25 protein-coding genes are annotated in these 26,144 nt (G+C 40.4%); 19 read left to right on the plus strand and 6 right to left on the minus strand.

Annotation, left to right across the window (positions count from 1 at the left end; all coding sequences use genetic code 11):
* Positions 1-175: 175 nt before the first annotated feature.
* From BLS16_RS20645 to BLS16_RS20660, 4 genes are all read right to left on the minus strand, one after another.
* On the minus strand, positions 176-1,096 hold the full coding sequence (locus tag BLS16_RS20645; RefSeq protein ID WP_014901758.1) for a SufB/SufD family protein: 921 nt from the start codon (positions 1,094-1,096) through the stop codon (positions 176-178).
* Positions 1,077-1,829, minus strand: coding sequence for an ABC transporter ATP-binding protein (locus BLS16_RS20650; protein ID WP_092335517.1), 753 nt, complete (start codon positions 1,827-1,829; stop codon positions 1,077-1,079). Before BLS16_RS20650 ends, BLS16_RS20645 begins: the two co-directional genes overlap by 20 nt.
* 167 nt (positions 1,830-1,996) lie before the next feature.
* Positions 1,997-2,260, minus strand: a complete 264-nt coding sequence (locus tag BLS16_RS20655) for a hypothetical protein (protein WP_092335518.1) — start codon at positions 2,258-2,260, stop codon at positions 1,997-1,999.
* A 141-nt stretch (positions 2,261-2,401) separates the two neighbouring features.
* Entirely contained in the window at positions 2,402-3,046 is a 645-nt protein-coding gene (locus BLS16_RS20660; protein WP_092335519.1) for an HAD family hydrolase, read from the minus strand.
* Positions 3,047-3,276: 230 nt separating this feature from the next.
* On the opposite strand from BLS16_RS20660, the gene BLS16_RS20665 reads away from it, so the two are divergent.
* The gene (locus tag BLS16_RS20665; RefSeq protein ID WP_092335520.1) at positions 3,277-4,806 is read left to right on the plus strand and encodes a L,D-transpeptidase; all 1,530 of its coding nucleotides are present in this window, start codon (positions 3,277-3,279) and stop codon (positions 4,804-4,806) included.
* A 180-nt stretch (positions 4,807-4,986) separates the two neighbouring features.
* On the opposite strand, the gene BLS16_RS20670 is transcribed toward BLS16_RS20665, so the two are convergent.
* The gene (locus BLS16_RS20670; RefSeq protein WP_092335521.1) at positions 4,987-6,060 is read right to left on the minus strand and encodes an FUSC family protein; all 1,074 of its coding nucleotides are present in this window, start codon (positions 6,058-6,060) and stop codon (positions 4,987-4,989) included.
* A 264-nt stretch (positions 6,061-6,324) separates the two neighbouring features.
* On the opposite strand from BLS16_RS20670, the gene trkA reads away from it, so the two are divergent.
* The 18 genes from trkA to BLS16_RS20760 all read left to right on the plus strand — a co-directional run bounded on the left by trkA (position 6,325) and on the right by BLS16_RS20760 (position 24,958).
* On the plus strand, positions 6,325-7,656 hold the full coding sequence (gene trkA, locus BLS16_RS20675) for a Trk system potassium transporter TrkA (protein WP_092335522.1): 1,332 nt from the start codon (positions 6,325-6,327) through the stop codon (positions 7,654-7,656).
* A gap of 15 nt (positions 7,657-7,671) precedes the next feature.
* Entirely contained in the window at positions 7,672-9,123 is a 1,452-nt protein-coding gene (locus tag BLS16_RS20680; protein ID WP_092335523.1) for a TrkH family potassium uptake protein, read from the plus strand.
* A gap of 283 nt (positions 9,124-9,406) precedes the next feature.
* Positions 9,407-10,066, plus strand: coding sequence for a 4Fe-4S dicluster domain-containing protein (locus tag BLS16_RS20685; RefSeq protein WP_092335524.1), 660 nt, complete (start codon positions 9,407-9,409; stop codon positions 10,064-10,066).
* Between the two features lie 22 nt (positions 10,067-10,088).
* Positions 10,089-11,003 (plus strand): NrfD/PsrC family molybdoenzyme membrane anchor subunit, encoded by a 915-nt coding sequence (gene nrfD / locus BLS16_RS20690; RefSeq protein WP_092335525.1) that lies wholly within the window; start codon positions 10,089-10,091, stop codon positions 11,001-11,003.
* A 258-nt stretch (positions 11,004-11,261) separates the two neighbouring features.
* Positions 11,262-11,648, plus strand: coding sequence for a RidA family protein (locus BLS16_RS20695; protein WP_092335526.1), 387 nt, complete (start codon positions 11,262-11,264; stop codon positions 11,646-11,648).
* Positions 11,649-11,679: 31 nt separating this feature from the next.
* Positions 11,680-12,792 (plus strand): SLAC1 family transporter, encoded by a 1,113-nt coding sequence (locus tag BLS16_RS20700; RefSeq protein ID WP_092335527.1) that lies wholly within the window; start codon positions 11,680-11,682, stop codon positions 12,790-12,792.
* Between the two features lie 121 nt (positions 12,793-12,913).
* Complete coding sequence (locus BLS16_RS20705) at positions 12,914-13,543, plus strand: hypothetical protein (RefSeq protein WP_092335528.1); 630 nt, start codon at positions 12,914-12,916, stop codon at positions 13,541-13,543.
* Positions 13,544-13,548: 5 nt separating this feature from the next.
* Positions 13,549-14,160, plus strand: a complete 612-nt coding sequence (locus BLS16_RS20710) for a DsbA family oxidoreductase (protein ID WP_092335529.1) — start codon at positions 13,549-13,551, stop codon at positions 14,158-14,160.
* A gap of 26 nt (positions 14,161-14,186) precedes the next feature.
* Positions 14,187-14,885, plus strand: a complete 699-nt coding sequence (locus BLS16_RS20715) for a sulfite reductase subunit beta (hemoprotein) (RefSeq protein WP_092335530.1) — start codon at positions 14,187-14,189, stop codon at positions 14,883-14,885.
* Between the two features lie 153 nt (positions 14,886-15,038).
* Positions 15,039-15,692: a futalosine hydrolase gene (locus tag BLS16_RS20720; protein ID WP_092335531.1), complete on the plus strand. Its 654-nt coding sequence runs from the start codon at positions 15,039-15,041 to the stop codon at positions 15,690-15,692.
* Positions 15,689-16,528 carry a 1,4-dihydroxy-6-naphtoate synthase gene (locus tag BLS16_RS20725; RefSeq protein ID WP_092335532.1) on the plus strand — a complete coding sequence of 280 codons (840 nt, stop codon included), beginning with the start codon at positions 15,689-15,691 and terminating at the stop codon, positions 16,526-16,528. Before BLS16_RS20720 ends, BLS16_RS20725 begins: the two co-directional genes overlap by 4 nt.
* 160 nt (positions 16,529-16,688) lie before the next feature.
* Positions 16,689-16,952: a spore coat protein D gene (locus tag BLS16_RS20730; protein WP_092335533.1), complete on the plus strand. Its 264-nt coding sequence runs from the start codon at positions 16,689-16,691 to the stop codon at positions 16,950-16,952.
* 164 nt (positions 16,953-17,116) lie between these two features.
* Entirely contained in the window at positions 17,117-18,031 is a 915-nt protein-coding gene (locus BLS16_RS20735) for a uroporphyrinogen decarboxylase family protein (RefSeq protein WP_092335534.1), read from the plus strand.
* A gap of 268 nt (positions 18,032-18,299) precedes the next feature.
* Complete coding sequence (locus tag BLS16_RS20740; protein WP_207649785.1) at positions 18,300-19,607, plus strand: phenylacetate--CoA ligase family protein; 1,308 nt, start codon at positions 18,300-18,302, stop codon at positions 19,605-19,607.
* Positions 19,608-19,712: 105 nt separating this feature from the next.
* Positions 19,713-21,308 (plus strand): L-lactate permease, encoded by a 1,596-nt coding sequence (locus BLS16_RS20745; RefSeq protein ID WP_092335551.1) that lies wholly within the window; start codon positions 19,713-19,715, stop codon positions 21,306-21,308.
* Positions 21,309-21,573: 265 nt separating this feature from the next.
* Positions 21,574-22,470 (plus strand): GNAT family N-acetyltransferase, encoded by an 897-nt coding sequence (locus BLS16_RS20750; RefSeq protein ID WP_242876390.1) that lies wholly within the window; start codon positions 21,574-21,576, stop codon positions 22,468-22,470.
* A 55-nt stretch (positions 22,471-22,525) separates the two neighbouring features.
* A complete protein-coding gene (locus tag BLS16_RS20755; protein ID WP_092335536.1) occupies positions 22,526-23,296 on the plus strand; it encodes an NRDE family protein in 771 nt (256 codons plus the stop codon).
* An 87-nt stretch (positions 23,297-23,383) separates the two neighbouring features.
* Positions 23,384-24,958 carry an ASKHA domain-containing protein gene (locus BLS16_RS20760; protein WP_092335537.1) on the plus strand — a complete coding sequence of 525 codons (1,575 nt, stop codon included), beginning with the start codon at positions 23,384-23,386 and terminating at the stop codon, positions 24,956-24,958.
* Between the two features lie 60 nt (positions 24,959-25,018).
* On the opposite strand, the gene BLS16_RS20765 is transcribed toward BLS16_RS20760, so the two are convergent.
* On the minus strand, positions 25,019-26,020 hold the full coding sequence (locus tag BLS16_RS20765; protein ID WP_092335538.1) for a methyl-accepting chemotaxis protein: 1,002 nt from the start codon (positions 26,018-26,020) through the stop codon (positions 25,019-25,021).
* Positions 26,021-26,144 lie beyond the last annotated feature (124 nt).

A 26,144-nucleotide genomic window follows, 5' to 3' on the forward strand; every position in this document is an offset into this window, starting at 1 on the left:
CAGCTTCAATTGAAAGGATATCAAGTTCTGAAAGTGTGCTAGGCAGCTATAAATTAGGTGATATCAAGAGATCCGAAATGGCTCTCGGGCATCCTGTTGTAGTTGAGACTTTACGCTGAGATACTCGATCTTGGCCTCATAACCCAAAGTGAGAGTATTTTCGTAAGAAAATGTGCTATTTAAGAAAACCGTTTAAGATGGTGTCTTCTGCTTCCTGTTCCGAGAAACCTAGGGACATTAGCTTAATCAGCTGCTCTGATTCTATTCTCCCTATTGCGGCCTCATGCACGAGCTGAGCTTCACTATGATGTGCGGAAATTCTTGGGGTGGAGAGAACCTGTGCGTTATGCATGATTATGGCATCACATTGGATATGGCCACGGCCTTTATTGCGTCCTATTAAATCAAAATAGAATGTTTGCTTGGAATCATCTTGTGCTACAGAACGAGATATTATTTGAGCAGAAGAATCTACCCCTAACAATTCGACCGTAATGTTTGATTCAGCTTCCTGATCTTGGTAGGTTAGAAGTCGTTCAGTAACGACAAGCTTAGCATTATCCATTAGGCGGATTTCGGTATCTCTTTTTGTTTGGTCAATCCCTTTTATTTGAATTAACTCAAGTTCGACAACTGCGCCCTCTTCAACCTCGATAATTGTCTTAGGATTTAGAACACGTTCTCCGTTGCCGTCACCCTGTCCATAATGTTTCTCTACATATTTTAGTTTAGCCCCTTTTCGAACAAAAAAGGTATGAATCCCATCGTGTTGAGATTTATGGTGTCCTGAATTATGTATTCCACATCCAGCCACTATCAAGACATCTGAGTATTCACCAACTTCGAAGGTATTGTAGACAACATCGTTTATGTTTTCTTCTGTTACGATAACCGGAATATGAACGCTTTCTCCCTTGGTGTAGGGTTTTATGATTACGTCAATTCCAGACTTGTCCTCTTTTGTGACAATATCAATATTGGCCGTTGTATTTCGCTGAACTCCAGCCCCATTTTTCCGGATGTTAAAAGCACCTTGAGGAATCTCATGGAGATCGGCCACTTTTTCTAGCATTAGCTTATCCAACGCATTCAGCATTTTGACCAACCCCTTTCACGCATTTAGCACTACATGCGCAAGAATCATTATTCATAATTCCAGCGAGGATTATATCTCGCTCTGATTGTGCACTGACCGTACCATTGGACATAATTATAATCTCATCAGCAAGTTCCATAATACGCTCTTGATGGGAAATGAGTATGATTGTTGTATCATACTTCGAGTGGATATTCTTAAAGGTCTCAGCGAGTTTTTGAAAACTCCATAAGTCGATTCCTGCTTCGGGTTCATCAAAAACGGCAACTTTGAGATTTCTGGCCAGTACAGTAGCGATCTCGATTCTTTTCATTTCTCCGCCTGAGAGACTTGTATCAACATCACGGTTTAAATAGTCTTGGGCACACAAGCCGACATCGTAGAGTAGGTCACAAATGTTAACTTTTTCTGGATTATGTGAGGCGGCCATTTTCAATAGCTCTTTTACTTTGATTCCCTTAAAGCGAGGAGGGCTTTGAAAAGCATATCCAATGCCCAGGCGAGCTCTATCTGTAATATTCTTAACTGTAATGTCTATTCCGTCTAGTAAGATTTGACCTGAGGTGGGATTGTAAACCCCCATAATGGTTTTAGCTAGAGAGGACTTTCCTCCACCGTTAGGGCCGGTAACAACATATATTTTTTTCTCATGAAACTCTAAATTGATATTCTTTAGAATTTCAAAATCGATATCTCCTTGTATTTCAAGAGATACTTTTTGAAGCTGAAGCATTTATACTCCTCCTTAGTCACAGTCACCTATATTCAACAATAACATAATTCTACAATTTATTATAGCCGTATTATTCAAGTAGTAAATAAAAAAGGCTGGAAGCGGGCAGCGCTAACCAACTTCGTATTTGTGCTATGTAGACAGCGGTCGATTGACCGCTGCAGATTTTAAGCAAACTCTACTCTACCACCGGCTGATTGAACTGCATTAACAATAGAGTCCAAACTCATAGCATTGCCAGATCCGCAATCAAGGAAAGGCAAACGAATAATAAAGCAAATTCCACTGGGTGAAGCAACCTCAACAAGGTTTAAGAGATTAATAACGGTACCAGGGGGGATGGAAATTCGCAAAACGGTTCCAGGAAGGGGGCCGCATTGAGGTGGATTAGGTGTTGGCCGGCAAGATGCATTAGATCGTCGGTAAAACATAACATCACTCCTTACCTTCATATGACTGTTTACACAGTCCATAAGAATTCAAGATCTCGAGCAAGTCTTAGAAGTGAAAATCCTTGTTTTACCTGGTGTATAGTATGACTGATTGTCCGATATGGTTACAGATATCATCGGTTAAGGAAAGTTTTTCTTGATCCAATCAATAAACAATTCGACGTTAGCAAAGGAGTATTCAGGATTTGTTGCTAATACTTTTTGAATCTGAGCGGTTTCAGCCCACAGAGCACTGATGGATAAAACACCAACTTCCTTAGCGGCTAGAACATCATAAGCAATATCACCAACATAAGCTGCTTCTTTAGGTGATAGATGCCAACGATTTAGAATTTGGTGAATATGTTCTGGTTTACTGGCCCGTTGTTCGGAACCAGTGATAATCGTTTCAAAGAAGTGTTCAAGTCCGGAGTGCTGTAAAGATATTTTCATACTGCCAGCGCCCTTGCCGGATACGAGGGCTAATTTTATTTTGCGCTCTTGCAATAGAGTTAGAGCTTCTATAATACCCGGAAAGGGTTCCGCATAATCAACATGGAGGTTGTCGTATTCGTCTAGGTAATACTGAAGACTCTCCTCCCAAATATCCGGAAACAGTTTTTTGAAAATGCCTTCTTCAGAAGGGCCAAATAGAGACGATAACTCTTTGTCAGAGTATTCACGACCAGTAAACTTTAATAATGTTCGGCTTAAACTGGTTCGTACTACAGGAAGGGAATTGATTAGTGTCCCATCCAGATCAAATATAATGCCCTTGAGATTCATACCTACTCCTTCAAACTCACCTGATTATTTAACCCTAACAAGGATACTTCCCAGTTTAAATTTTATAACAACTTTAACAGAAATACTATAGCTATTCTATACAGGATTTGAATTAGGAACCGGATCTCAATCAGGACAAGTTTTTATCCATCTTTTAGTAAAAACGTCTAATTAAAGACATTGCTGAATAGTATGGATTGTACAAACTGTGTAGAAGGATGTGCTGGGTTGTGTCTAATTCTAGACTGAAAGCGAACTTGTTCAATTTAGATAAGGGTTATTACCTATCCAAAAATGATCCTCTGTATTGGAATAAGCTATTCCAAAGACAGGCTAACAATCCCGAGGCCATGTTTCATGTTGGAATGGCTGCAGAACGAGAAGCCAAGGACTACTTAGAAAAATACTATACTACAAGAGTTGACAAGTATCTAAACTTATATCGCAAAACAATAGCGCGCTCTTGCAATTTGGTAAAAAGTTCATTTCAGAAGGGATTTATACCTGCTCGATTGGATTTTCTAAGAATTGAACGAGAAATGCACCTAGCTGAATTGAGGATAGCTGAGCTTAATCGACCCACCTCTTATAGTAAGAAACAAATAATCCTAATCTTTATTTCTGCCGTTATTTTAAGTATTCTAGGCGCATACGTGTTTTTGCCTCATGCGGAATCATTGACTATGAATGAACATAATCACGCCTATATGTTGCCTTATGAAGTCATAGAAGGCATCCCCCCTGAACTAACAATAATAAGCGATAATCGATTAGTGATAAATATTCCTGAAAAAGATTCAACTAAAGAGAAGATAGTAAATGCACTCATTGAGAAACTAAAAATGGAATATGAAATGAATCCTCTAACTGCAAAACAAGTAATCGCTGTAGATGATAAGGATCGTGAAATTGGCAGAGCAATCTGGGAAGGGAAGGGAGAAAGTATTCAAGTTTATATTTCCACTATCAAGACTGAAACAGCTCTGGATAACAAAGAAGTTCAACTCTGGGAGACTACAACGGTCATTAGAAGTGCTTTGTACCAATTCGTTAAAAAGAATGGATATGTGCCCAAAGATTTGTCTGAGCTTAATCAAGGCTACCCTAATAATTACCTAACAGAATTCCCTCGTGAGCCATATAAAATGAAAAATACTGTCACTACCTCACCGACAAGAGATGGGGGGTGGCTCTTTTCGTATGTGGAGTTTTCAGCGGACAAGGATCTAGCTTCTATGGTTAAAGAAGCCCTAAAACCAAACCTTTCCTATGATAAGGATATCCCGTTTATGCCTCTACGTATTCTAATTGATAAAGATAAGAATAATTTGTTCGTTTTATCTGAGAATCGGATTATTCGCGACTATCCGGTTGCTCTGGGCAAAGATAACGCAACTCCGGAAGGGAAGCTGTTCATATCTAAAAAAGTTGTGAATCCTGATAAAAATGTTCCGCAGAATAGAAATGTATATGGAACAAGGGCAATGGAACTGGCCAATATGAACTACGCGATACATGGTACAAATACACCTTCAACCATTGGTCGGAATATCTCTCAGGGCTGTGTTCGGATGAATAATTCTGAGATGGAAGAGTTATATGCGATGATCCCACTTAATACAGAGGTTGAAATATCTCATAATCTATCTGACATAATTCCAATAGAATCTGATGGTTATGTTCCTCCTAGAAACTTATATTCCAATAGTGGCAACTTGAGGGAAGAAGACCCATTTACAGATTATCACTGGGCAGATTAGGATATTAGCTTTTGTTGTTGGATATGGGAAGATCCTAAAAGGTTAACTGATATGAGTAAGTGCACAAGTACAACTATAGAATTCCTCATTAGAGTTTTACCAGAAAAACTATGCCGGCAGGATTGTGCTGGCATTTAATAGTTTTTAAGCATATTAGAGTAGTAAGAAATGATCGGGAGATTAATGATTTATCTTTGATTGTTTATTAATCGTGTTAAGCAAATATATTGTTCGTCGATTTGCCCAACGCAATTCTGTGGCGACAACAGATACTTCCATTAAAGCTCTTAAATAGAAGACCCCGTTGACTTTTCGATTCCAATTGTCAATGGCTTGGTCAAATAACTCCCAATAGGCAATATCCTCCACGTAGGTGCCGGTGCTTTTCTTCCCTCGGATGCCTAAGGTAAGGGAAATAATTAATTCATCCAGCTTTTCGTATCCCATGGATAAAACACCAAGAATTTCTTGGAATTCTAAGGTTATTTCATGAAGCTCAGCAGGGGTATAGCTTTCTCTTCTGCGCGCAACTCTCTGGTCTGTCATTTGATTAATGCTTTCTCCGCGTTCGATAAAGCCGCGGCATAGTTCCAATAAACGTTCTATAAAGTGGGGGTGCTCTTCGGGAGTTATCTCTTCCCTGGCATGTTCATAGAGGCTAGTCACTTCGTCCAGGAGATTTTTTTGTTCTGCGGGATCAGGCTTCTGATAATAGGTTAAATCTCCTGCATGGATAAATGCATAAAGACTCTCTAAAAAATATCTGGAAGTAACGTGGACTAGAGTGTTGAGATCATTCATTAATTTTGACTTATACCTAGGAGGTGCCAAAATTCGGTTAATAAACAGTGCCACTCCGAGACCGACAAAGATACTGAGAGACCGATATAGGGCATGAGTAAGAAATGTTTCCCTAGGAGAATCCAGGATAAAAACAATTGAAACGATCCCCATAACCATTCCACTCGACCAACCTAGCCAGTTGCAAACTAGAATCAAAAATATGACAGTGGTTCCAATAATGATGGGATTTGTACCAAAGAGTAATCCCATCACTAATGAAAAGACGACAGCGAGTAGATGAATGCTGATTTGTTCCCAAGCATTATTAAGAGATTTGCTAAAAGAAGGCTGCATATTTACAACCGCGGAAATTGCCGCAAAGGAAGCAGGTTCAATGTTAAATGCTTTGCAAATAAAGAGTGTTGTCGCAACGGCAAGTCCTGTTTTGATAGTTCGAGCTCCGATAACCATTTTTACGCTCACCTTCGATTTCTAGATGAAATTAGTCTACCACATAATTAGAGCTTAAGAAAATTGATCTTTCACCTAGAAGGATATTGATCTATTCAAGCCTGATAGAGAATTATTTTATTGAAGAAGGAGAAAATGTTGCTATAGAGTGCTAAAACAAGTAAGTATCGGAATAAATAAAGGAATTTAGGGATTCTTTGACGAATAGCAGAACGTTATTCCAATAAATTATAATAAGCAATGAGGAGGAGAACAAAAAAATCTATGCATATTGTCATAGTTGGAGCTGGAAAAGTAGGCTTTAGTTTAGCCCAGCGTTTATCTGAAGAGGGGCATGAAATTACTGTAATTGAGAATGATGAGGAACGGCGCCTTATTGTTCAGAACAATTTGGATGTAATGACAATCAGCGGCAATGGAGCAAGTCCACAGGTTCTAGCTGATTTTGGATTATTAAAGGCTGATCTAATGGTTGCTGTGACAGATCGAGATGAAGTTAATATGATTGCCTGTATGGCTGCTAAACAAGCAGGCGTTTCCCGCACTATAGCGAGGGTAAGAAATCAAGAGTATGCAGGAAAAAATCAGCTTGAATTCAACAAAGCCTTGGGAATCGACTTAACGATAAATCCAGAAATGGTAACGGCCGTAGAAATTAGTCGCATCCTCCTCACGCCTGCTGCTTTAGATGTTGAAGACTTTGGAGATGGTAAGGTACGTCTTTTGGAAGTTAGGATTAGAGCAGAGTCCCCCTATGTTAATATTCAGCTAAAAAAACTGACTTTACCGGATAGAATCCTGGTTGTAGGTATATTACGACAAAATAGGATGATTATTCCCCATGGTACGGATTACTTACTACCCCAAGACAGTGTTTTCTTCGTTGGGGCACAGTCTGCAATTGAGAAGTTCAGCGAACAATTCTCTGAGACAAAAACAAAGATAGAAAGAGTTATGATTATTGGTGCAGGCCGAATCGGGAGACATCTTGCGAAAATTCTCGATCACGTTGGGATATCAGTCAAAGTTATAGAAAAAAGTCGCGAACGCTGCAATGAATTGGCCAAAATCATTGATAAAGGGCTTGTGCTCTGTGGTGATGGTACGGATATTGACCTGCTAATTGAAGAAGGCGTTGGAGAAACAGATGCTGTAGTTTGCCTGACCAGTGATGATAAACTCAATTTGTTGCTTGCTCTTTTAGCCAAAGACTTGGGAACGCAAAAGACAATTGTTCGTGTGGGTCGTGCCGAATATATGTCTCTAATGGGTAAGGTTGGGGTCGATGTGATCCTATCTCCTAGACTTCTAACAGCAGGAGTTATTTTACGGCAGGTACGCCAAGGGGAAATTGTCTCGGTGTCATTGCTGGAAGGGGCAAAAGCTGAGGCCATAGAAATTGTAGTCTCAGCAAAAGCGTCGCTAATCGGTCGTAAGCTTAAAGATGCTAAGATACCAGACAACATTTTGATTGGTGCTCTTGTTCGGGGAGATGAGTTAATTATTCCTGATGGAAACACTATACTTCAGCCTGGAGATCGAGTAGTGGTTTTCACGCTTCCGAACTTGGTGAAGAAAGTCAGCAAATTATTTTAAGGCAGGGTAAAGGCAGTGAACTATTCGTTAGTAGAAAATATTCTTGGCCGCCTGATGATCTCGTTTTCAGGATTTATGGTAATCCCTTTTTTAGTGGCCTTGATTTGGCAGGAGGGGAGTGTGCTTGCCTTTGTTCTGTCCATAATAATAACTTTGGTTATGGGGCTAATTCTTTTAGCCTATGGAAAGAAAGATGGGCGTATGGGAGTTCGGGAAGGGTTTGTTATTGTAGCTGGTGCTTGGCTATTAACAAGTTTAACCGGAGCATTGCCTTATGCCTTGAGTGGAGCTGTTCCTACTTATCTGGATGGACTTTTTGAATCTGTCTCAGGGTTAACCACAACAGGAGCGAGCGTAATTGATAATGTTGAAATCTTGCCTAAGAGCATCCTGCTGTGGAGAAGCTTAACCCACTGGCTTGGGGGTATGGGGATAATTGTCTTATTTATTGTCTTCCTGCCAAATATGACAGGGGCCGTTCATTTATTCAATGCTGAAGTCACCGGGCCAACCTCTGAAAGAGTTTTACCGAGAATTCGAGATAATGCTCTAAAGCTTTGGCAAATATACTTTGGCTTAACCGTTGCTCAAATTTTTCTTTTAATCATAGTAGGTATGAACTGGTTTGATGCTATTAATCATTCCTTTGCTACCATGGCTACAGGAGGGTTTTCCACAAAAAATACAAGTATAGCATATTACGACAATCTGTGGATCGAACTTATTATTATTGTTTTTATGATCATCGCTGGAGTTAACTTTAGTTTATATTATCAGGCTTGGCGATCCGGGTTAAACAAGATTTTTAAAGATATAGAATTTCAGTTTTATCTATTGATCATCGTAGTTTCAACTGTTCTGATTGCCCTAAGCCTATGGTGGACAATGGAGATTGACGGCGGTAATTCCCTGCGGCAAGCCTTATTTCAAGTGGTCTCTATCATCACTACTACCGGTTTTATGTCGGCAGACTTTGACCAGTGGCCATCTGCAACTAAGATTATCCTGCTCTGTTTAATGTTTATAGGAGGGTGTGCAGGATCTACTGCTGGGGGGATGAAGGTTTCGAGGATTGTCCTGCTTTTTAAACTCGGTTGGGTAGAGTTGAGAAGAGCTATTCATCCTAAGGCGGTTATTAATGTGCGCTTTGCCAAGAAGACTGTTGATCCAGTCATATTTAACACAGTCGCAGTTTTTTTCTTCCTTTTTTTATCAATTTTTGCCTTGGCTTCTTTCCTCCTCGCTGCAATCGGAATGGAGCCCCTTGATGCCATGAGTGCAGCAGTTACGACTTTGGGCAATGTCGGGCCGGGCTTTGGCGTAATTGGTCCTACTACTACATTTTCTTCAATTAACGCTTTTGGAGAGAGTGTCCTTATTCTATGCATGCTGCTGGGACGGCTAGAACTCTTTACCTTGTTAGTACTTGTTCAGCCCGAATTTTGGCGTAGTCGTAAAGGATGGTAGACTCCAATTATTAATGAAAAATTATGGGCAATAGAAAAAGGGGTCTGCTAGTGAAGTGTAAGCTTCCTGCAGACTCTTTCTTTTTACACCGTTGTATTAGTGATTTGGACATAAATGTAAATTTGAGTAACCATTGGTTTCTATACAAAAACTACCATTGTGTGTTTAGTCGCATTATGTTAGATTATCGTAGAAAGAGTAATTAATTGTCATTTCGCACATGGCTTTTTTTTATGTCTTTTATGTCTAATGTGTGATCGATTGTGAAAGGAGCTGTAAAGGGATGTCGCCTAATAAACGAGTTGCTCTATCCCGCCGTAATTTAATAAAAGGTGGATTATTGCTCGGAACCGTCGCTGCAATTGGTATTATGCCAATTAAAGTTCTAAAAGCTGAAGAAACAGTTAAAGAAAACACAACTGCGAAAACAAAAAAACAAATTGGTTTTAGTTACGACGAAGGAAAGTGTATTAAATGCGAGTCCTGCGTAAGGATCTGTCAAGAGACTTACCAATGGGAGTCTGATACTCCTTGGAGAAGGCTTCTTAAAAATGATAAGGGAAATGCTTTATCTATGAGTTGTAATCACTGTGCTGACCCCGCTTGTGCTAAAGTTTGTCCGGTAAAAGCCTATTCGAAAAGGGATAGTGACGGTATTGTCATTCATGATGCCAGTAAATGTGTTGGTTGTGGTTATTGTCTCTATGCCTGCCCCTATCATGCTCCTCATATCCAGAAAAAAACAGGTGCAGTTTCTAAATGTCATTTCTGTTATAACTTGCAGGATACAGGCTCAGGGCCTCGTTGTGTAGGGGTTTGTCCGACTAAGGCCTTGACCATGGGCGATATGAAGGAACTGTCTCAAAAGGGAAATCTTGATTATAAAGGGCTTCCTAGCTCTAAAATCACGAATCCATCAATGATAATAATTCCAAAGGCATAATAAACGAGAGGAGGATTTCAAAATGGGACATTGGGGTTGGCTTATTGCTATCTACCTTTTCTTAGGTGGACTTGGCGCAGGAGCATATCTGGCTTCTTTTGCAGCAGAAAAGGGTCTTTTGGGTAAAAAAACTAATTTGGATCGTGTGGGTTATGTTGTTTCAGCACCAATTGTTGCTTTTGGAGCCTTTTTATTGATTTTTGATTTGGGACAAGGTCTCAAAAAACCCTGGTTGATTATAAATATGTTTCTCAATTTTAGTTCGGTTATGACTTGGGGTATCTATATTCTTTCTGCTTTCATCTGCGTAGCTTTTATCAAAGCATTTTTTGTCTGGAAGAAGAGACAAGCTCCAGCTGTCATTTCCTACCTGGGTGCTATTCTAGCCTTAGCGACTGCCGCCTATACAGGAATGCTTTTAGCAGTTGTTGAAGGAATACCTTTTTGGAACTCTTACTTGATGCCGGTGGTTTTTGTGGTATCTGCTCTTTCAACGGGCTTGTCCTTAACATCACTAATAGCACATTTCTTTGAGAAACACCAAGTTCATGAGGTGCGTGTCTCTCAAATCCATTTGGGATTGGTAGCTACAGAAATCGTTGCGCTTGCTGCTTTTTTTGCGCTAATTTATTCCGGAAGTCAAGGAACAATTGCCAAGATTTCAGCAAACATGTTGTTGACAGAATCTCTGTCAATCCCCTTCTGGCTGCTTCTTATCATTATTGGTTTGGTTGGACCATTAGCGTTTTACCTGCTACAGGCGCGTAGCAATAAAAAGGCTCTTTTGACATCGAACGATCAGAATTCGGCTCTGAACTCTGAAAGAGGCGGAATCGTATCATTACTTTGTGATGGAGCTGTATTGGTCGGCGGACTTACTTTACGTTGCTTGATTATTTTTGCGGCGCTTCCGGTTTGGAACGGCATATTAAGTTAGTGTAAACGCTCAGGAACGCATAGAAGGTTTATAATTACTTTAGGTTTAGGGGGGTATAACTACCCCTCTTTTTATTTGGATTTCACATTTATTATGAAACAATTATGATGGAAGCCTGTGATATTAGTTAGCAGTTAAATTGTTAGGTTTAGCGAAGGAGGGATTGTTTAGATTGGTATTTCTAGTTAAACTAGGATAAGACTCATACATAGTCTTTAAATGTGTAATTTTCTTTAAAGTTTAAAGGAGGGATTTTCTTTGTCAAGGAAAGCTTATACTGCAAAAGGGGCAGTTGCCATTGGCCCCTATTCCCATGCCGTAGAATCTGGGGAATTCATTTACCTATCTGGGCAAACTCCAATAGATTCTGCCAGTGGAAAACTTATTTTAGGTGATATCATTGCCCAAACTGAACAATGCTTTAAGAATTTATTCAATGTCTTAGAAGCCTCGGGACTGACTTCCGAGGATGTAATTAAGGTGAATGTTTTTCTGACAGATATGTGCAATTTTAACGCTATGAATTCAGTTTATCAAGGAATGTTCACTGCACCTTATCCTGCCAGAACAACAATTGGTGTAGCTTCACTCCCGCTAGAGGCTGAAGTTGAGATAGAGATGATTGCGAGAAGAAGTCATACCTAAATCTTTATTTTGCTTGAAGGGACATTTAAATATGCTTGAACGTCATGTCATAAAATACTTTGCCCCAGGGTGGTTTGCGGTAGTCATGGGTACAGGGGGACTTGCTAATGTTTTATATCAATGGCAATCTACCTTTCCTGTAGGAAAAGTTCTAGGCTTTGGCGCAGCAACTCTCGCTGAAATTCTATATCTTTTGGTACTTGTTCTATGGGTGATTCGTTGGATTTCTTTTTTTGAGTATGCGCGTAGAGATCTTCATCACCCTGTGGCAAGCAATTTCTTTGTTACCATGCCGGTAGCAACTGTCATTGTTGGAACTAATATTTATAGTTATTGGAGGCCCTTTATTGGCGAATCAATAACCTTTGTCATTACGAGTAGTGCCTGGACAGTAGGATTATTAGGAGTCACTTTTTTCTCCTTCTATACAACCTTTAGAATTATTCAGCTTGAAGTGGCCCCTAAGCCAGAAATGACCAATTTTTCTTGGATTATGGCGCCCATCGCCAATATGGCTACTTTATTGTTGGGAAATACTGTATTAATTCAAAGTCTCAATCATAAACCAAGCTGGAGCGTGTCTATTTTAATTTTAAACTCAATTATGTTTGGGATAGGGTTTTTTCTTTTTATATTTATTAGTGCTGTGATCTTTGTTCGGCTTATTCAACATTCTCTTCCACCAGCCGAGTTGACACCGTCTTTTGGAATTTTATTAAGCGCAGTTGGTTTGGCAACGATTGCAATTATAGATATGTCAAAGAGTGCCGCTACCCTGGGAGTAATAAATTCCGTTGGTCTAGCCAACTTAGGGGCAATAATCATTTGGGGATTTGGATTTTGGGTGATTGGAATTACTTGTCTTATTTGCATTTATCACCTTCGTCGAGGTGGTATTCCATTTGGATTAGGCTGGTGGGCATTTATCTTTCCATTAGCTGCTTATACAATCGCGACTCAGAAAATCTCAGGTTTGTTTGTCTCTCCACTAACTTTCTGGGTTAGCGTAGTCCTAACCATATTACTTTTGCTGCTTTGGGGCTATGTTTTGTTAAGAACTATTGTCGGTATTGTTAAAGGTAATCTTTTTATGGGTAGCCCGATATTCCAAGAGCCAGAAAAGACTATTATAGCTAAGTCGTAGAGTTACTATAAAGATGTTAAGTTGGAGATTGTAAATAAATATTGTATCATGGTACATATTGAAGTGATTAAAAAGTAACAACGGAGAAATCAAGCAAGATATTGAAAGGTGTGAGCACAGGATGGTGGTTAAAGCACAGCGTATTTATGCTGAGAATTGGGATCCTTCTGATGATGACATTAATAGTCTTTTTCCGATTGAAGACCTAACGTCTGAAATTGGAAAGGACCCTGGAATAAAGGTTCTTCAAGATGATGAAATAAGGCTTCAGTATCCTAGTCAATATAATATTTCTATCCAGGCTAGAGCATATAATCAAAGGCTTGTTCAACTCTTACAGGAATATTACCCTACTTACTGTAACAGTCCCGAGCTGTCAGATTTACTTGGAGTAAAACTACCACAGATTATGTGGATGGATACTTTAGGCTATGAAGAACCTTTAATCAGCATTCATATTACAAAGATCAATAAACAAGAAATTTTCATTAACGACCTAGTTTTAGTTAAAAATGAGGACTTTGATTTACTAAATGAGGATTTGATTGAGAAAATACTTAATAATCTAAGAGTATTTGCTAGGGCCCAGGGGGCAAAATATTTGTCGGGATACGCTGCTAATAGGAGCACTTTGAATCTCTTGAAAAGTAAAGGGTTCACTGAGGATCAAAGAGAAGGTATGGGGAATGACTATTTGTGGAGATTAGCTGCAATAAGGGGCGAGCAACTGCCCTATTATGTAGAGTTGTAATTAACATGACGAGTAAAATTACAGTCTTCTCGGACTTTTTATGACCCTTTTGTATGATAGGGAAGATCCCCCTTGACCAGTTGGCCAGGGATAAAAATCTGATTGTAGAATGGAAGGCTTTTGAACTTAGACCGGAAGGTGTTGAGCTGCCAGAGAAGTCACCGGCAGATATAGCCAATGCAAAGGCCAGACTAGAGGCTTTAGGGCAAAAATATGGAATCTATATGACCTTTAACGAAAAAAACAAGCATTCCAGATTGGCTTTAGAGGGCTCTAAATACGCTGAAGAGCACGGGCTCGGCAATGAGTATCATGATGCAACTTTTGCAGCTCAGTTTCAAGAAAGCAAAGATATTAATGACTTAAGTGTATTGTATGGGATTGCCGCTCAAATTGGATTAGATCAGGAAGAATTTCGAGATGCACTTGTTACAAAGAAATACGAACAAGCTGTGTTACAGGATCTCGCCGAAGCTAAGGGTCTAGGAATTCAAAGTGTTCCCTGTTTTATAATTGATAATCGTGCTCTCCATGGCGCCCAAAATTATAATTCCTTGGAAAAGTTCCTTAAGGGAACAAGGAGTGGGTTTCCTTTAGATATAAACGTAATAAAGTAATTTTTAAGAGAGTGTAGGTACTAATAATGGAATTAACAACTGAACAAAAAAAGGCATTAAAAGGGCGAGGCTATATTGCTTATAAAGATGGTATTCATTTCTCCTGCAGGGTGTTAATCGAGGCTGGAAGCATAAAAGCTGAAGAATCGCAAAAAATCAGTGAAGTTTGTAAGAACTATGGCCGAGGGTATTTTACCTTAACCCAACGGTTAAATGTTGAAATACCTTGGATTAAATATGAAGATCTGGAGAAGGTTGCAAAAGAACTGAAAGAAGTAGGTTTATCCGTTGGAAGTACCGGGATGAGGGCCAGACCCGCTCATACTTGTAAAGGGGATGTTTGTCAGGTAAGTTTATTTGACACAGCGGAAGTTTCAAGACTTATTAATGAAAGGTTCTATAAAGGGAAATATGATGTAGCCCTCCCTAATAAATTCCGAGTGACAATTGGCGGATGCAGAAATGGATGTTCAAAGCCAGCACTTGGTTGTATAGGCTTGCAAGGTCGAAAACCTGGCCAAGTAGCTATAACTATTGGCGGAATGTTTGGGAAAGAACACTATATTGGAAGAGAACTTCCGGCGTTGTACTCAATAAATGAGGCCCTTGATATTGTGGACAAGGCCATGGCTTATTATCGGGAAAATGGTCAAAATGGGGAGCGATTTGCAAAAATGGTGGAAAGAATCGGTTTTGAGACAGTGGCCCAAGCCCTTGCAATTTGATCTTTTTCGCCAATTTAATGGACTCTTTGTAAACTTCAGGTGTTAAGTATTGAAACTAGGGGTTGAAATTCTAAAGAATAGGATTTTCATCTCTAGTTTAATGCTATGAATCCCATAATTAAAAATTATTTAACATAAAAGGAGTTTTTTTGAATGCAAACTCCGGCTGAAATTTTAATAGTCACAGCTGTCGATGGTGAGAAAGAGGCAGTATTGAATGCCCTTGAAAACGATTCGAGGTTTAACGTCATAGTAGGAGGAGTCGGTGCGGTTGCGGTTGCTGTAAATACAAGTAGAGCGTTAACTGCTGACAACTATCGTTTAGTTATTTGTGCAGGTATTGGAGGGGGGTTCCCGGGAAAAGCAGCAGTAGGATCACTCGTGGTAGCTACAGAATGTGTTGCTGCGGATCTAGGCGCTGAGACTCCGACAGGTTTCTGTAGTTTGGATGACTTGGGCTTTGGTTTTGCAAGTATTAAGACTGATTCTGGCATTGTAGAGCATCTGATGAAAGCCTTACAAAAGACTGAGTTGACGGTTCACTCCGGGCCGGTACTCACAGTTTCTACCATTACTGGCACTAGCGGAACAGCCAAAGCATTGTCTCATCGGACAAAGGGGGCGTCCGCTGAGGCAATGGAAGGATTCGGTGTAGGATTTGCCGCGCTTAGTCATGGTGTACCTTTTTTTGAGATTCGAGCAATCTCAAACGTGGTAGGCCCACGTGATCGGACATCTTGGAAAGTTAAAGAGGCACTGGATAATTTAGGGGTGGCTTGTAAGGTGCTAAGGGAGGTATTAGTATGAAAGTTGCATTCTCTCCTTGTCCAAATGACACATTTGTTTTTCATGCTTGGGTACATGGGTTAATACCCGGCGCACCACGGATCGACGTAAAGTATGCCGATATTGATATTACTAACAATCTGGCGGCCGCATCTAAGGATTTGGATGTTGTTAAAATCTCTTACGCTGCACTGCCCTGGGTTCTACCTGATTATGCTCTTTTGCCTTGTGGAGGGGCATTAGGTAAAGGGTGCGGACCGTTGCTATTGATGAGGAACACAAGCAAGCTTAATGGGCCGGCATATATACAGAACTGTCGAGTGGCTGTCCCTAGCGAGCGATCAACTGCCTATTTGCTATTCCGATTGTGGGCAGCTCAAAATGTGCCGGGTGGAGTCGGCGAAATTATTGTTCTTCCTTTTCATGAGATTATGCCGGCGGTGCGCGATGGGTTAGTAGATATAGGTCTAGTAATTCACGAGGCTAGATTCACCTATCCTTCATATGGGCTTGCCCTTATGGTCGACTTAGGAGGGTGGTGGGAGCAGGAAACTAATCTGCCGATTCCTCTGGGAGCTATAGTAGCTCGGCGGTCACTAGATCTGACGGCAATTGCAGCTTGGATCAGGGCATCGGTTAGATATGCATGGGCTCACCCTAAGGAATCTAAAGAATACATACTATACCATAGTCAAGAGCTATCTGATGAAGTGACTCAAGCTCATATTAAACTCTACGTTAACGAATTTACGGAAAATATCAGTGAATTGGGATATAAAGCAGTAGCCACCTTGCTAGGGAAAGCAGCTCAAGAAGGGTTAGTGCCAAAAATCGATTGGGAAGCTCTGAAATACTAGGGCGCCATTGGTGAATATTGACTTTGCTGGGGCATTTTATTGGGTGCTTCAGAATCTAGTGTATCAAGGATGATGGGAAAAAGTACAAGCAAATATTATGGAATGTTATACCATTAATGACAATAGTTGCATATAGTGAGGTTAAGGAGGTGAGTTTTCAATGAATGGTAGTGGTTGTAAGCCGATTTGCTGTCCCCCGCAATACTGTGTCAGAGATTATTACGCTCAAAGAATGATACCTGTTATTCAACCGATTGTGACTATTAACCGTCAAAATATTGTCGATGTTCCACAATATTACTATCAACCAATTACTAGAAACGTCGTTGTTAACCAAGGTTTTCAAGGTCAAGGAGTTCAAGGTCAGGGTTTTCAAGGTCAAGGAGCTCAAGGTCAAGGGTATACCAATCGCCTCTTCTTTTAAGTAATGGAATAGTAAACAACAAACCACGCTCATCTAAAGCGTGGTTTGTTGTTGTTTAGGTTCTAGTAAAAATGAGATGTAGAGTTTATAATGTCAAGGAGTGAGCTAAGAATCATATTTAATAAACCGTAGAACCGAATGAGGTTAAGAAGGAAGTATGTGAAATGTCAAAAATCGACCGAATTTTGGCAGCAACCCGATTTGAAAAAGTGGATCGTATTCCTAAAGGGGAGTTTTATCTTGAGGATGGCTTGATTATTGAATTGCTGGGACTAAAGAATAGAGTAACATTTAATGACAGAATTGAGGCCTGTGAACGTTGCAAACTTGATGCCCTAGCATTTTCTCCTTCTTTGTCCCTGAATGCCGAGAACCGGGTGTGGGAAGGAATTGAGCAATGGCGAAAAGAGACCGACTTTTTTATTTTTGCAATAATTGATGGCCCTTTTCAAGGGGCGGCTAAACGTTTCACTTCGTTTACCGATTATTTGCTTGCGATCGCTAAAGGGGACTCCATGATCCCTGAACTAGTCTCGAAAGCTATAGCTGCTAACGTTGAGCTAGGATTGCAGGCCTTAGCTTCAGGTGCGAATGGAATAATTATTGCGGATGATATTGCATATCAAAATGGAACGTTTATATCCCCCTCGGCTCTCCGTAAATACTTTTTCCCTGGTCTAGCCGAGCAAGTAAATGTTTTAAGGAGAGAAAAAGTTCCGGTTTTCTTTCATGCTGATGGGAATTTATTGTCCGTATTAACTGACATTATTAATTGTGGCGTTGATGGATTACATTCTCTTGATTTTTCTTCATTATCTGACATCGAGAAAGTCAGAATGGCTACAGCTAATAAACTTTGTTTAATGGGCGGATATGATCTGGGTTGGTTTGAAGCAGAAAATAGGGCAGAGAAGGCTTTGCAATTATTGGAAGTAACGTCCTCAGGGAAATTGGGAAAAGGACACATCTTCGGTAGTAGTGCCGGAATTTTGGGAAGTACTCTAAAGGCTAATCAGGTACTCGATGTATACCAGTATGTAGATAACCTTCCAGTTAAGGAATTAGGGTCAAAATACTGAGGAGAAAAAACTCTAGACAATTAGATAGTAGTTCGTTAGAATATATAACGTAGAGAGCTTGTGAGCTGTTTCGCAGGTTGTAGTAAGGTAGACTCTGTTATTTTAGGAAACAAAGTTTCACCATATAATCCACTAGAATGGAAGGATGGGAGAATATGACGCATTTTGCGATTGTGTGTAATAGCTATCTTTATTCGTGGTAGCTATTTTTTGTTTGTTTTTAAAATTTGTGAAATATAGTTAAATCCCAAAAAGTGAGGTTGGTATTGTGATTTGGAACTCTGAGCAAGAATGTATGAACCGTAATCGATTAGAAGAACTTCAATTGGAACGTTTAAAGTGGACAGTTAACAGGGTGTACAACAAGGTACCTCATTATCGAGATGCATTTGAGAAATTAGGGATATTTCCTGAGAATATTAAATCCTTAGACGATCTCAAGCACTTGCCATTTACAACAAAGGATGATTTGCGCAGCAATTATCCTTTTGGTCTCTTTGCTGTACCTCAGAGAGAATTGGTTCGGGTTCATGCTTCATCGGGCACCACTGGGCGTCCTGTGGTAGTGGGATATACAGCTAATGATTTGAATACTTGGACTGACCTGACGGCCCGGATGGTTAGCTTAGCGGGAGTTACTTCTGAAGATGTTGCCCAAATTGCGTTTAATTATGGTCTATTTACCGGTGGCTTTGGTTTACACTATGGACTAGAGAGGGCTGGAGCGTTAGTAGTCCCTGTTTCGGGAGGTAATACAGAACGGCAGCTTATGTTAATGCAGGATTTTGGAACAACGGTGCTGATATCCACACCGAGTTATTCGTTGTACATTGCGGAAGTTGCGGAAAAGATGGGCATTGATATTTCATCTTTAAAGTTAAAAATTGGGCTTTTCGGTGGAGAACCTTGGACTGAAGAAATGCGCACAGAAATTGAATCCAGGCTTCAAATTACCGCTACAGATAACTATGGCCTCAGCGAAGTCATGGGTCCGGGGGTTGCTGGGGAATGCACTTGCAAATGCGGTCATCATATTGCAGAGGATCATTTTATCGTTGAAACAATTGATCCGGAGACAGGGGAAGTCCTTAAACCGGGAGAGGAAGGAGAACTGGTCTTTACATCCCTGACCAAAGAAGCCTTTCCGGTAATACGTTTTCGGACAAAAGATATTTCACGCATTAACCAGGAGCCATGTCAGTGTGGGCGAACTACGGCACGTATGCGGAAAATTATCGGGCGAACTGATGACATGCTTATTATCCGGGGCGTAAATGTTTTTCCTTCACAGATCGAAAGTGTTCTCATGACGATAGAGGGGATTGGCCCACACTATCTGATTAATGTGCACAGACGCAACTTCCTTGACGAGCTGGAGGTAGTAGTGGAGCTTACCCGTGAGGATTTGCTTGAACCCTATTCAAAGCTAGAAGACTTCTCAAGCTACATTCGCCAGAAGCTACACAGTGTGCTTTCGATTAATGTTCGCCTGAAGATTGTTCAGCCAGGAACCTTGGAAAGGGGAGCCGGTAAGGCAAAACGGGTCTTCGATTATCGGAATCAGTCTGCGAAATAAAGTTGTGCTGAATTGTATAATGGTGGAAGTAAGGGATTTGGCTCGGATATTAGGGGGTTAATCCTAGGATATACAAATCTAAATGAAGTGGAGTTGTTAATTGTGGTGCCCGTTAGTTCACTTTTGCTAACATTAATCCCTATTGTAGTTATCATAGCAATGCTTGTAATCTGGAAAAAGCCTGCAGATATAAGTGGTATTGTTGGTTGGGTTGTTGTCTCGATTATTGCATTCTTTTTTTTCCAAACGAACTTGGAAGTCTTGATTAGGTCAACCATAACCGGGGTAGTCAGATCCTTCGCTGTTTCTTTAGTTGTGGCGGCTTCTTTATTACAAATGGCTTATATGGAAAAGACCGGGGCCCTCAAAAGAATAATTATTTTTATTAAAACAATTGCCTGTGAAAATAAAGCGGTACAAATCATGATGATTAACATTGGTTTTGGAACTTTAATGGTTTCAGTGGGAGCAACACCTGTCTCACTGCTTCCGCCCATTATGTTGGCCCTGGGTTATTCCACCTATGTTTCCATCGCTCTACCCTGCATAGGATATGATGCTCTGTGCACCTACGCCTTGTTAGGAGCTCCTATTGTCGTCTTTGTAGACGTAGCCAATTCATTTCTGGGACAGGGCCATGAAATAAGTTTATCTCAGGCAGGAAGTGTCTTTTTTATGTTTCTGCCGGTTATTTCAACTCTAATAGGATTTTGCATGCTTTGGATTGTCGGGCGTTGGCAGGGGATAAAAGATGGTTGGTTGCCTGTAGTTATTACTGGAGCGGTAATTGCTGCTGTGTCATTTTTCACAAATAAAGTAGACCGATTAGTGGTTCTGACCGGAATTATGTGTGGTGCTGCAGTCATTATTGTAATGTCATTATATCTCTTGTCCACGGGGAAAAAGATAATTGATAAAAGTCGATTAACAAAAGAAGAATTAGACTATGAGAAAAGCTATCCCTTTTGGAAGGCCTTGACACCTTGGGGACTTCTGGTGATTTTAATATTAGGATTGAACCTTCCCACTGATATGTTTAATCTTTTATATAGGGAAATCACTCTTCCCTTAGCTGGGTTATCGGCTGATGGCAAGCCCATTGTGACACGAGCTTTATGGAACGCTTATACCTGGATTTTTGTAAGCACCTTCCTCTCCATGATCTTCATTAAACCTACAAAGACACAACTGAGAGAAACCTTTAGCTTGTGGTGGAAGAGAGCCCCTAGACCAGTATTTGCGGCAATTATCTTCTTCGTTATTGGGGAGATTATGAATATGTCCGGCTTTGATATGACTTCTAATAAATATGCAGTAGCAAGTATGGTTCAAATTTTGGCTAATTTCTCTTCTCAAATCTTCAGTGATGCTTATGGGTCGGTTGTAGCCTTTATTGGCTTGTTGGGGGGATTTATTACCGGCAGCGAAGCATCCACAATAGCCATGTTTGCAACTTATACTCTTAAGACTTCAAATATGCTTCATATGGGATTACTGGAAATGTTGATCATTACTGCAGGCTTAGCCTTTGGAGGAGGCTTAGCAAGTGTTATTTCACCGGCAAAGCTTCAGAATGCTTCTGCAGCCATCGATAAATTGGGGGAAGAGACTGCGGTTATTCGAATTGCTTTTGTATTTGCCATTTTATTGACTGCTGTGACCGCAGCGTTAGTTATGGTGTTTCTGGGGGTTTTAGTCTGAAGCACTTAGTATTAGTTTTTCTTAAGCATGGTAAATGAAACCAAGTAGAGTCCATTATCCTTCAGTTAGACAAGGAGTGGACTTTTCTTTGTTTCTAAGAAGTTCGTATATGGAAAAAATTATATAATAAATATAGAGTGATCTACCTAAACCCTGTTCGAAGTTATATAATCAAATTATGATATTAATAGCTTTTCGAAAGAGATTAATCTCAGGAGCCGCATTGTGGGGTGTGTTTGTGCAAAAGTGTCAATTGGAGACGAGGATGACGATTAAGTCATGTTCAAGTCTAAGTAAAAGGGCTATTGAGGATGTACTCAACTTAGAAAGTGTTTGTATGGATCACGATAATCTTCAAGGAAGCTTTTTTTTAGATCCGTCTTTAAACTTCAATCATCGGATTAAGAGCTTTTTTTTACTCTATGATAAAAGTAATCTAATAAGTATGTTGTCTATGTTCATTCCAACAGAACTTGAAGCAGAGATTACAGCTTACACTCTACCTAAGTTCAGAGGGAAAGGTTTTTTTAAATCATTACTAGCAAAAGCAGTTAAAGAATTAGGCGAATTTAATGTCCCGGAAGTATTATTTGTATGTGAAAGCTCTTCAGTTGCCGGTAAACGAGTTGTTGATTCTTTCGAAGCAGGTTATGATCATACCGAGTACTATATGAGCTTAGATAATGTAAGTTATACTAGTTTACAAGAGTATCGTCTACGACTTTTGAAGGTAGAGAAAAAAGATCTGGAAAAGACGATAATAACTAATATGAAGGTTTTTAGTGATAGCTATGAAGAATCTGAGAATCTAATTATTAATCGCTTTAAATTAAAGCATAGAGAACAATTTCTAGGGATTCTAGGTGAAGTGATTATTGGTATAGTTTCCGTAAACCTAGAGGGTGAAGGTGTGTCGATATTTGGACTTGGTATTGAACCTGAATACCGTTGTAAAGGCTATGGAAAAGAACTTTTGCATCTTATCATCGATAATTTATTGCAAAGAGGCAGATCCGAGATCAATATTGAAGTAAATAGTGAGAATGCCGAGGCGTTAAAGCTTTATAAAAGCACGGGTTTTCATATAGAAATAGCTTACGAGTACTACCGCTTAAAACTTGTGAAAGAAGTGATAGAGAAACTCAGTAGCCAGAGCAGTTAAAAAGAGAGAAAGTTTGGTAAGGTATATCTTGCAAAGGAGAGGGAGGGTAGATTCGATGTGCTTGATTATTTTCGCCTATGACTGCCACCCAAACTATCGATTAATTCTTGCGGCAAATAGAGATGAATACTTCCGACGACCAACTGAAAAGGCTCATTTTTGGGAGACTCATCCCTGGGTTTTGGCTGGCAGAGATTTAGAGATGCTTGGAACTTGGATGGGGATAACTCGTTCAGGACGTTTAGCTGCCCTAACAAATTTTAGAGATCCATCGTTGCTACTTACTGATCCTAAATCTAGGGGCACCTTGGTCAGCAACTTCTTATGCCTGAATGAACCCCCAATCAGCTATTTGCGGGATGTAAATAGTTATCAAGGAAGTTACAATCCGTTTAACCTTATTGTTGGAGATTCCTCGTGTTTGCTATATTATTCCCAACAAACAGGGGAGACGCAAGAACTCAACCCGGGAATATATGGTCTCAGTAATCATCTCTTAGATACTTCTTGGCCTAAAGTTCTAAAAAGCAAACAAAAACTAGCGAGATACATAGAAAGTAGACCTACCATCAAAACTGACCCTCTTTTTGAAATCTTACTTGATGAGGAAAAGGCCAATGATCACGACCTACCTAATACTGGAATTGATTACGAACTGGAAAAGCTACTATCTTCGATCTTTATTAGAGGTACGGTTTATGGAACAAGATCTTCGACGGTCTTATTAATTGCTCGAAACAATCGGGTAACCTTCAGGGAAAAGAGTTTCTCTCCCGGTCAGAAATCATTTGTTGAGGTAGTCCATGAGTTTGAAGTGGCGGACTAAGGGGCGTAGGTAAGGCTTACCGACTTAGTCTATCGAGTAGAGTTCATTTACTTCTCAATAAAAATTTTTTTTAAAGAGGTATTAATAATGATTAACAATACTCAAAAACCTATTATTCTCTCGGATCAGGTTAAATCCACTCTCCATAGTCTGGAGCCCCTTACCAGAAAAGTACTCTTGACACTCAGCCAGCCCGGCCCCCAGGATAATCGAGGGGATATTGACCGAATACGTCAATTCTTAGAGCGTAATTATGGGTCGGTTAGAATTCCTTTGTCGCTTATGTCGAAGATCCCTAGGATATGCCGGAGCTCTAACTGGAAGCTCACGGCTGTTTTATCGGAAACCTGTCAGGGATGGACGCTTATTGATATGGAGCCCGGTGATACCACTCAAGAACATTTCGGACTGGCCATAGACATTGGAACCACAACAGTGGTTGTTTATTTGATTGATCTCACTGATGGAAAAGTACTTAAGTATGCGGCAGATTATAATGATCAAATTGCTATGGGTGAGGATATCCTGACTAGGATACGTTACGCATCTTCGCCAGATGGTTTAGCCAGCCTCCAAGAAGCAGTTTTAGCGACCCTTAATCGTTTGATAAAACGTCTTTATCCGTTACCGTCAGAAACAAGCATGATTTCTGCAGCAGCCATAGGTGCCAATACGACAATGATTCATTTGCTATTAGGTCTGGATCCTGCTTCCATTTGCCGTGCTCCTTATATTCCTGTTGTCAATAATCCGGGCTTAATCACAGCTGCGGAAATCGGTCTGGATATTTCTCCACTAGCACCAGTTTATTGTCTCCCGAGTATAGGGAGTTTTCTGGGAGGAGATGTCATAGGCGGAATACTTGTCAGTGGTATGCACCAAGAGTCGGATATTTCCCTTTTTGTGGATATTGGCACCAATGGGGAAATTGTTTTGGGTAATAAAGACTGGCTTGTCGCTTGTGCCGGAGCAGCAGGACCAGCTCTAGAGGGCGGGGTTACAACTTATGGAATGCGAGCCGAACAAGGAGCAGTTGATCATGTTTCCATAAATCAAAAAACTGGCTGGGTTGATTATTCTACAATTGGTAATATGCCAGCTCTGGGCATCTGTGGCTCAGGCTTAGTAGACACTCTTGCCGGACTTTTCCTGAGTGGTATCATTGATCGCAGTGCCCGATTTCAAAATGGCCAGCAGGAATTTGTCGTAGTACCTGCTCATGAAACTGCATCTGGGGAGGACATTGTCGTTTCCCAAGTCGATATAAAGAACTTTATGGCAACGAAGGGGGCAGTCAATGCTGCTACTGATTTACTGATGGAGAATGTTGGGTGTGATTGGCGTGAAATTAGTCATTTCTACGCAGCAGGGGCTTTTGGCCAATATTTGCCAATTGAGTCTGCTGTTACAATAGGTCTTTACCCTGATCTTCCCCGGACAGCAATTGTCCGCTTAGGTAATAGTTCAGGAGAAGCTGCCCGTCAAGTGCTCTTATCCAGAACAAAGCGTTTAGAGGCCGAAGAGATTGCCCGGAAGGTCACTTATTTTGAGTTAAATGCTAATGCCGCGTTTATGGACAAGTTTGTCAGCAGCAAGTTTCTTCCCCATACAGATCTCGACCGTTATCCCAGCGTTCGAGAGAGACTGCAAAATCGAATCTAATAGTCAAGCCCTCCTCTTCAAATCTGAAGAGGAGGGCTTGATGTCTTTTCTGTGTAATAGTTACAGTGTTTCGCTTACAAGTGCAGACCAGTTTTTCCCTCTATAAGCATTATATCCTCGTGTATGAGCATAACCATAGATTTTAGTGCCCATTGTGTCGTTTTCAAAAAGATAACCGTAGGTTTCTCCATTAATAGCTAATTGAGCAGCCTTTAAATGTTTTAAATTTTCCGTAAGGATGCCCTTTCTGGTTCGGCAGGCTATAACATAGCCGGCGCTGTTAATAATGAATATATCGCCATTTTTGCCTATGCGAGCAGAATCAATAATGTCATAGATGAAATTCCAGTTAAATCGAGTAGAAAAGTATCCTAAGATTTGAGCATCGTCTCCGCGAATAGGGCATGTGTAGGCAACAGTATGAGATTTGCCAATCGAAGAATAGTATAAGTCACTGACCGATATGGCATTCTCAGCCTTGGCAGCTTTGAACCAGACTCTATCTGCCATACTTTGTCCGATGAGTTCGTGGTGAACACCGGCAGCTAGGATTATCCCTTCTGTATCTAAAACATATAGGTCATTGTAAACCTCATAAATATCTACCAGTTTTTTTAGTAAGGTGTTGGCGACGGAAGTACGGTCGGTAATTGTCGTACAGAAGCAGTTCTTAACCTTATCAAAGCCAGCCCAAGCCTGTGCATCACAATTGCGTTCGAAAAGATTTCGGTCAATCTTATCAATGGTATCGTAGGCGACATCCGCCATCCGCACGGCCATAACCTCGTTTGCTTTACTTTGAATATTCTCGATGATTGTTGTACTTTCTTTTGTTGAAGCAAGACTCCGGGTAGCAAGTTTTTTAATTTCATCGGCTACGACGCTAAAGCCACGACCTGCTTCACCTGCTCTTGCTGCTTCAATGGCGGAATTTAAAGATAAGAGGTTTGTGTGTTGGGCTATTTGGCGGATAGATTCAATGACCTGACTCATTTCTTGATTAGCCTCTTTGAGCTCGCTTAAAAGGATTGATGTATCAATAACTAAGTTCTCGTTTGCCATTAGCTCACCTCAAAATAAAAATAGCCTACCTAATACTTAGGTAGGCATCATTGCCAACTCTTTCACATAATTATACGATAGCCAGAGGAAATTGCAAGTATTTCTTTTTAACTCGTGCATTCGA

The sequence above is a fragment of the Desulfosporosinus hippei DSM 8344 genome (assembly GCF_900100785.1).
Classification (GTDB): Bacteria; Bacillota; Desulfitobacteriia; order Desulfitobacteriales; family Desulfitobacteriaceae; genus Desulfosporosinus; species Desulfosporosinus hippei.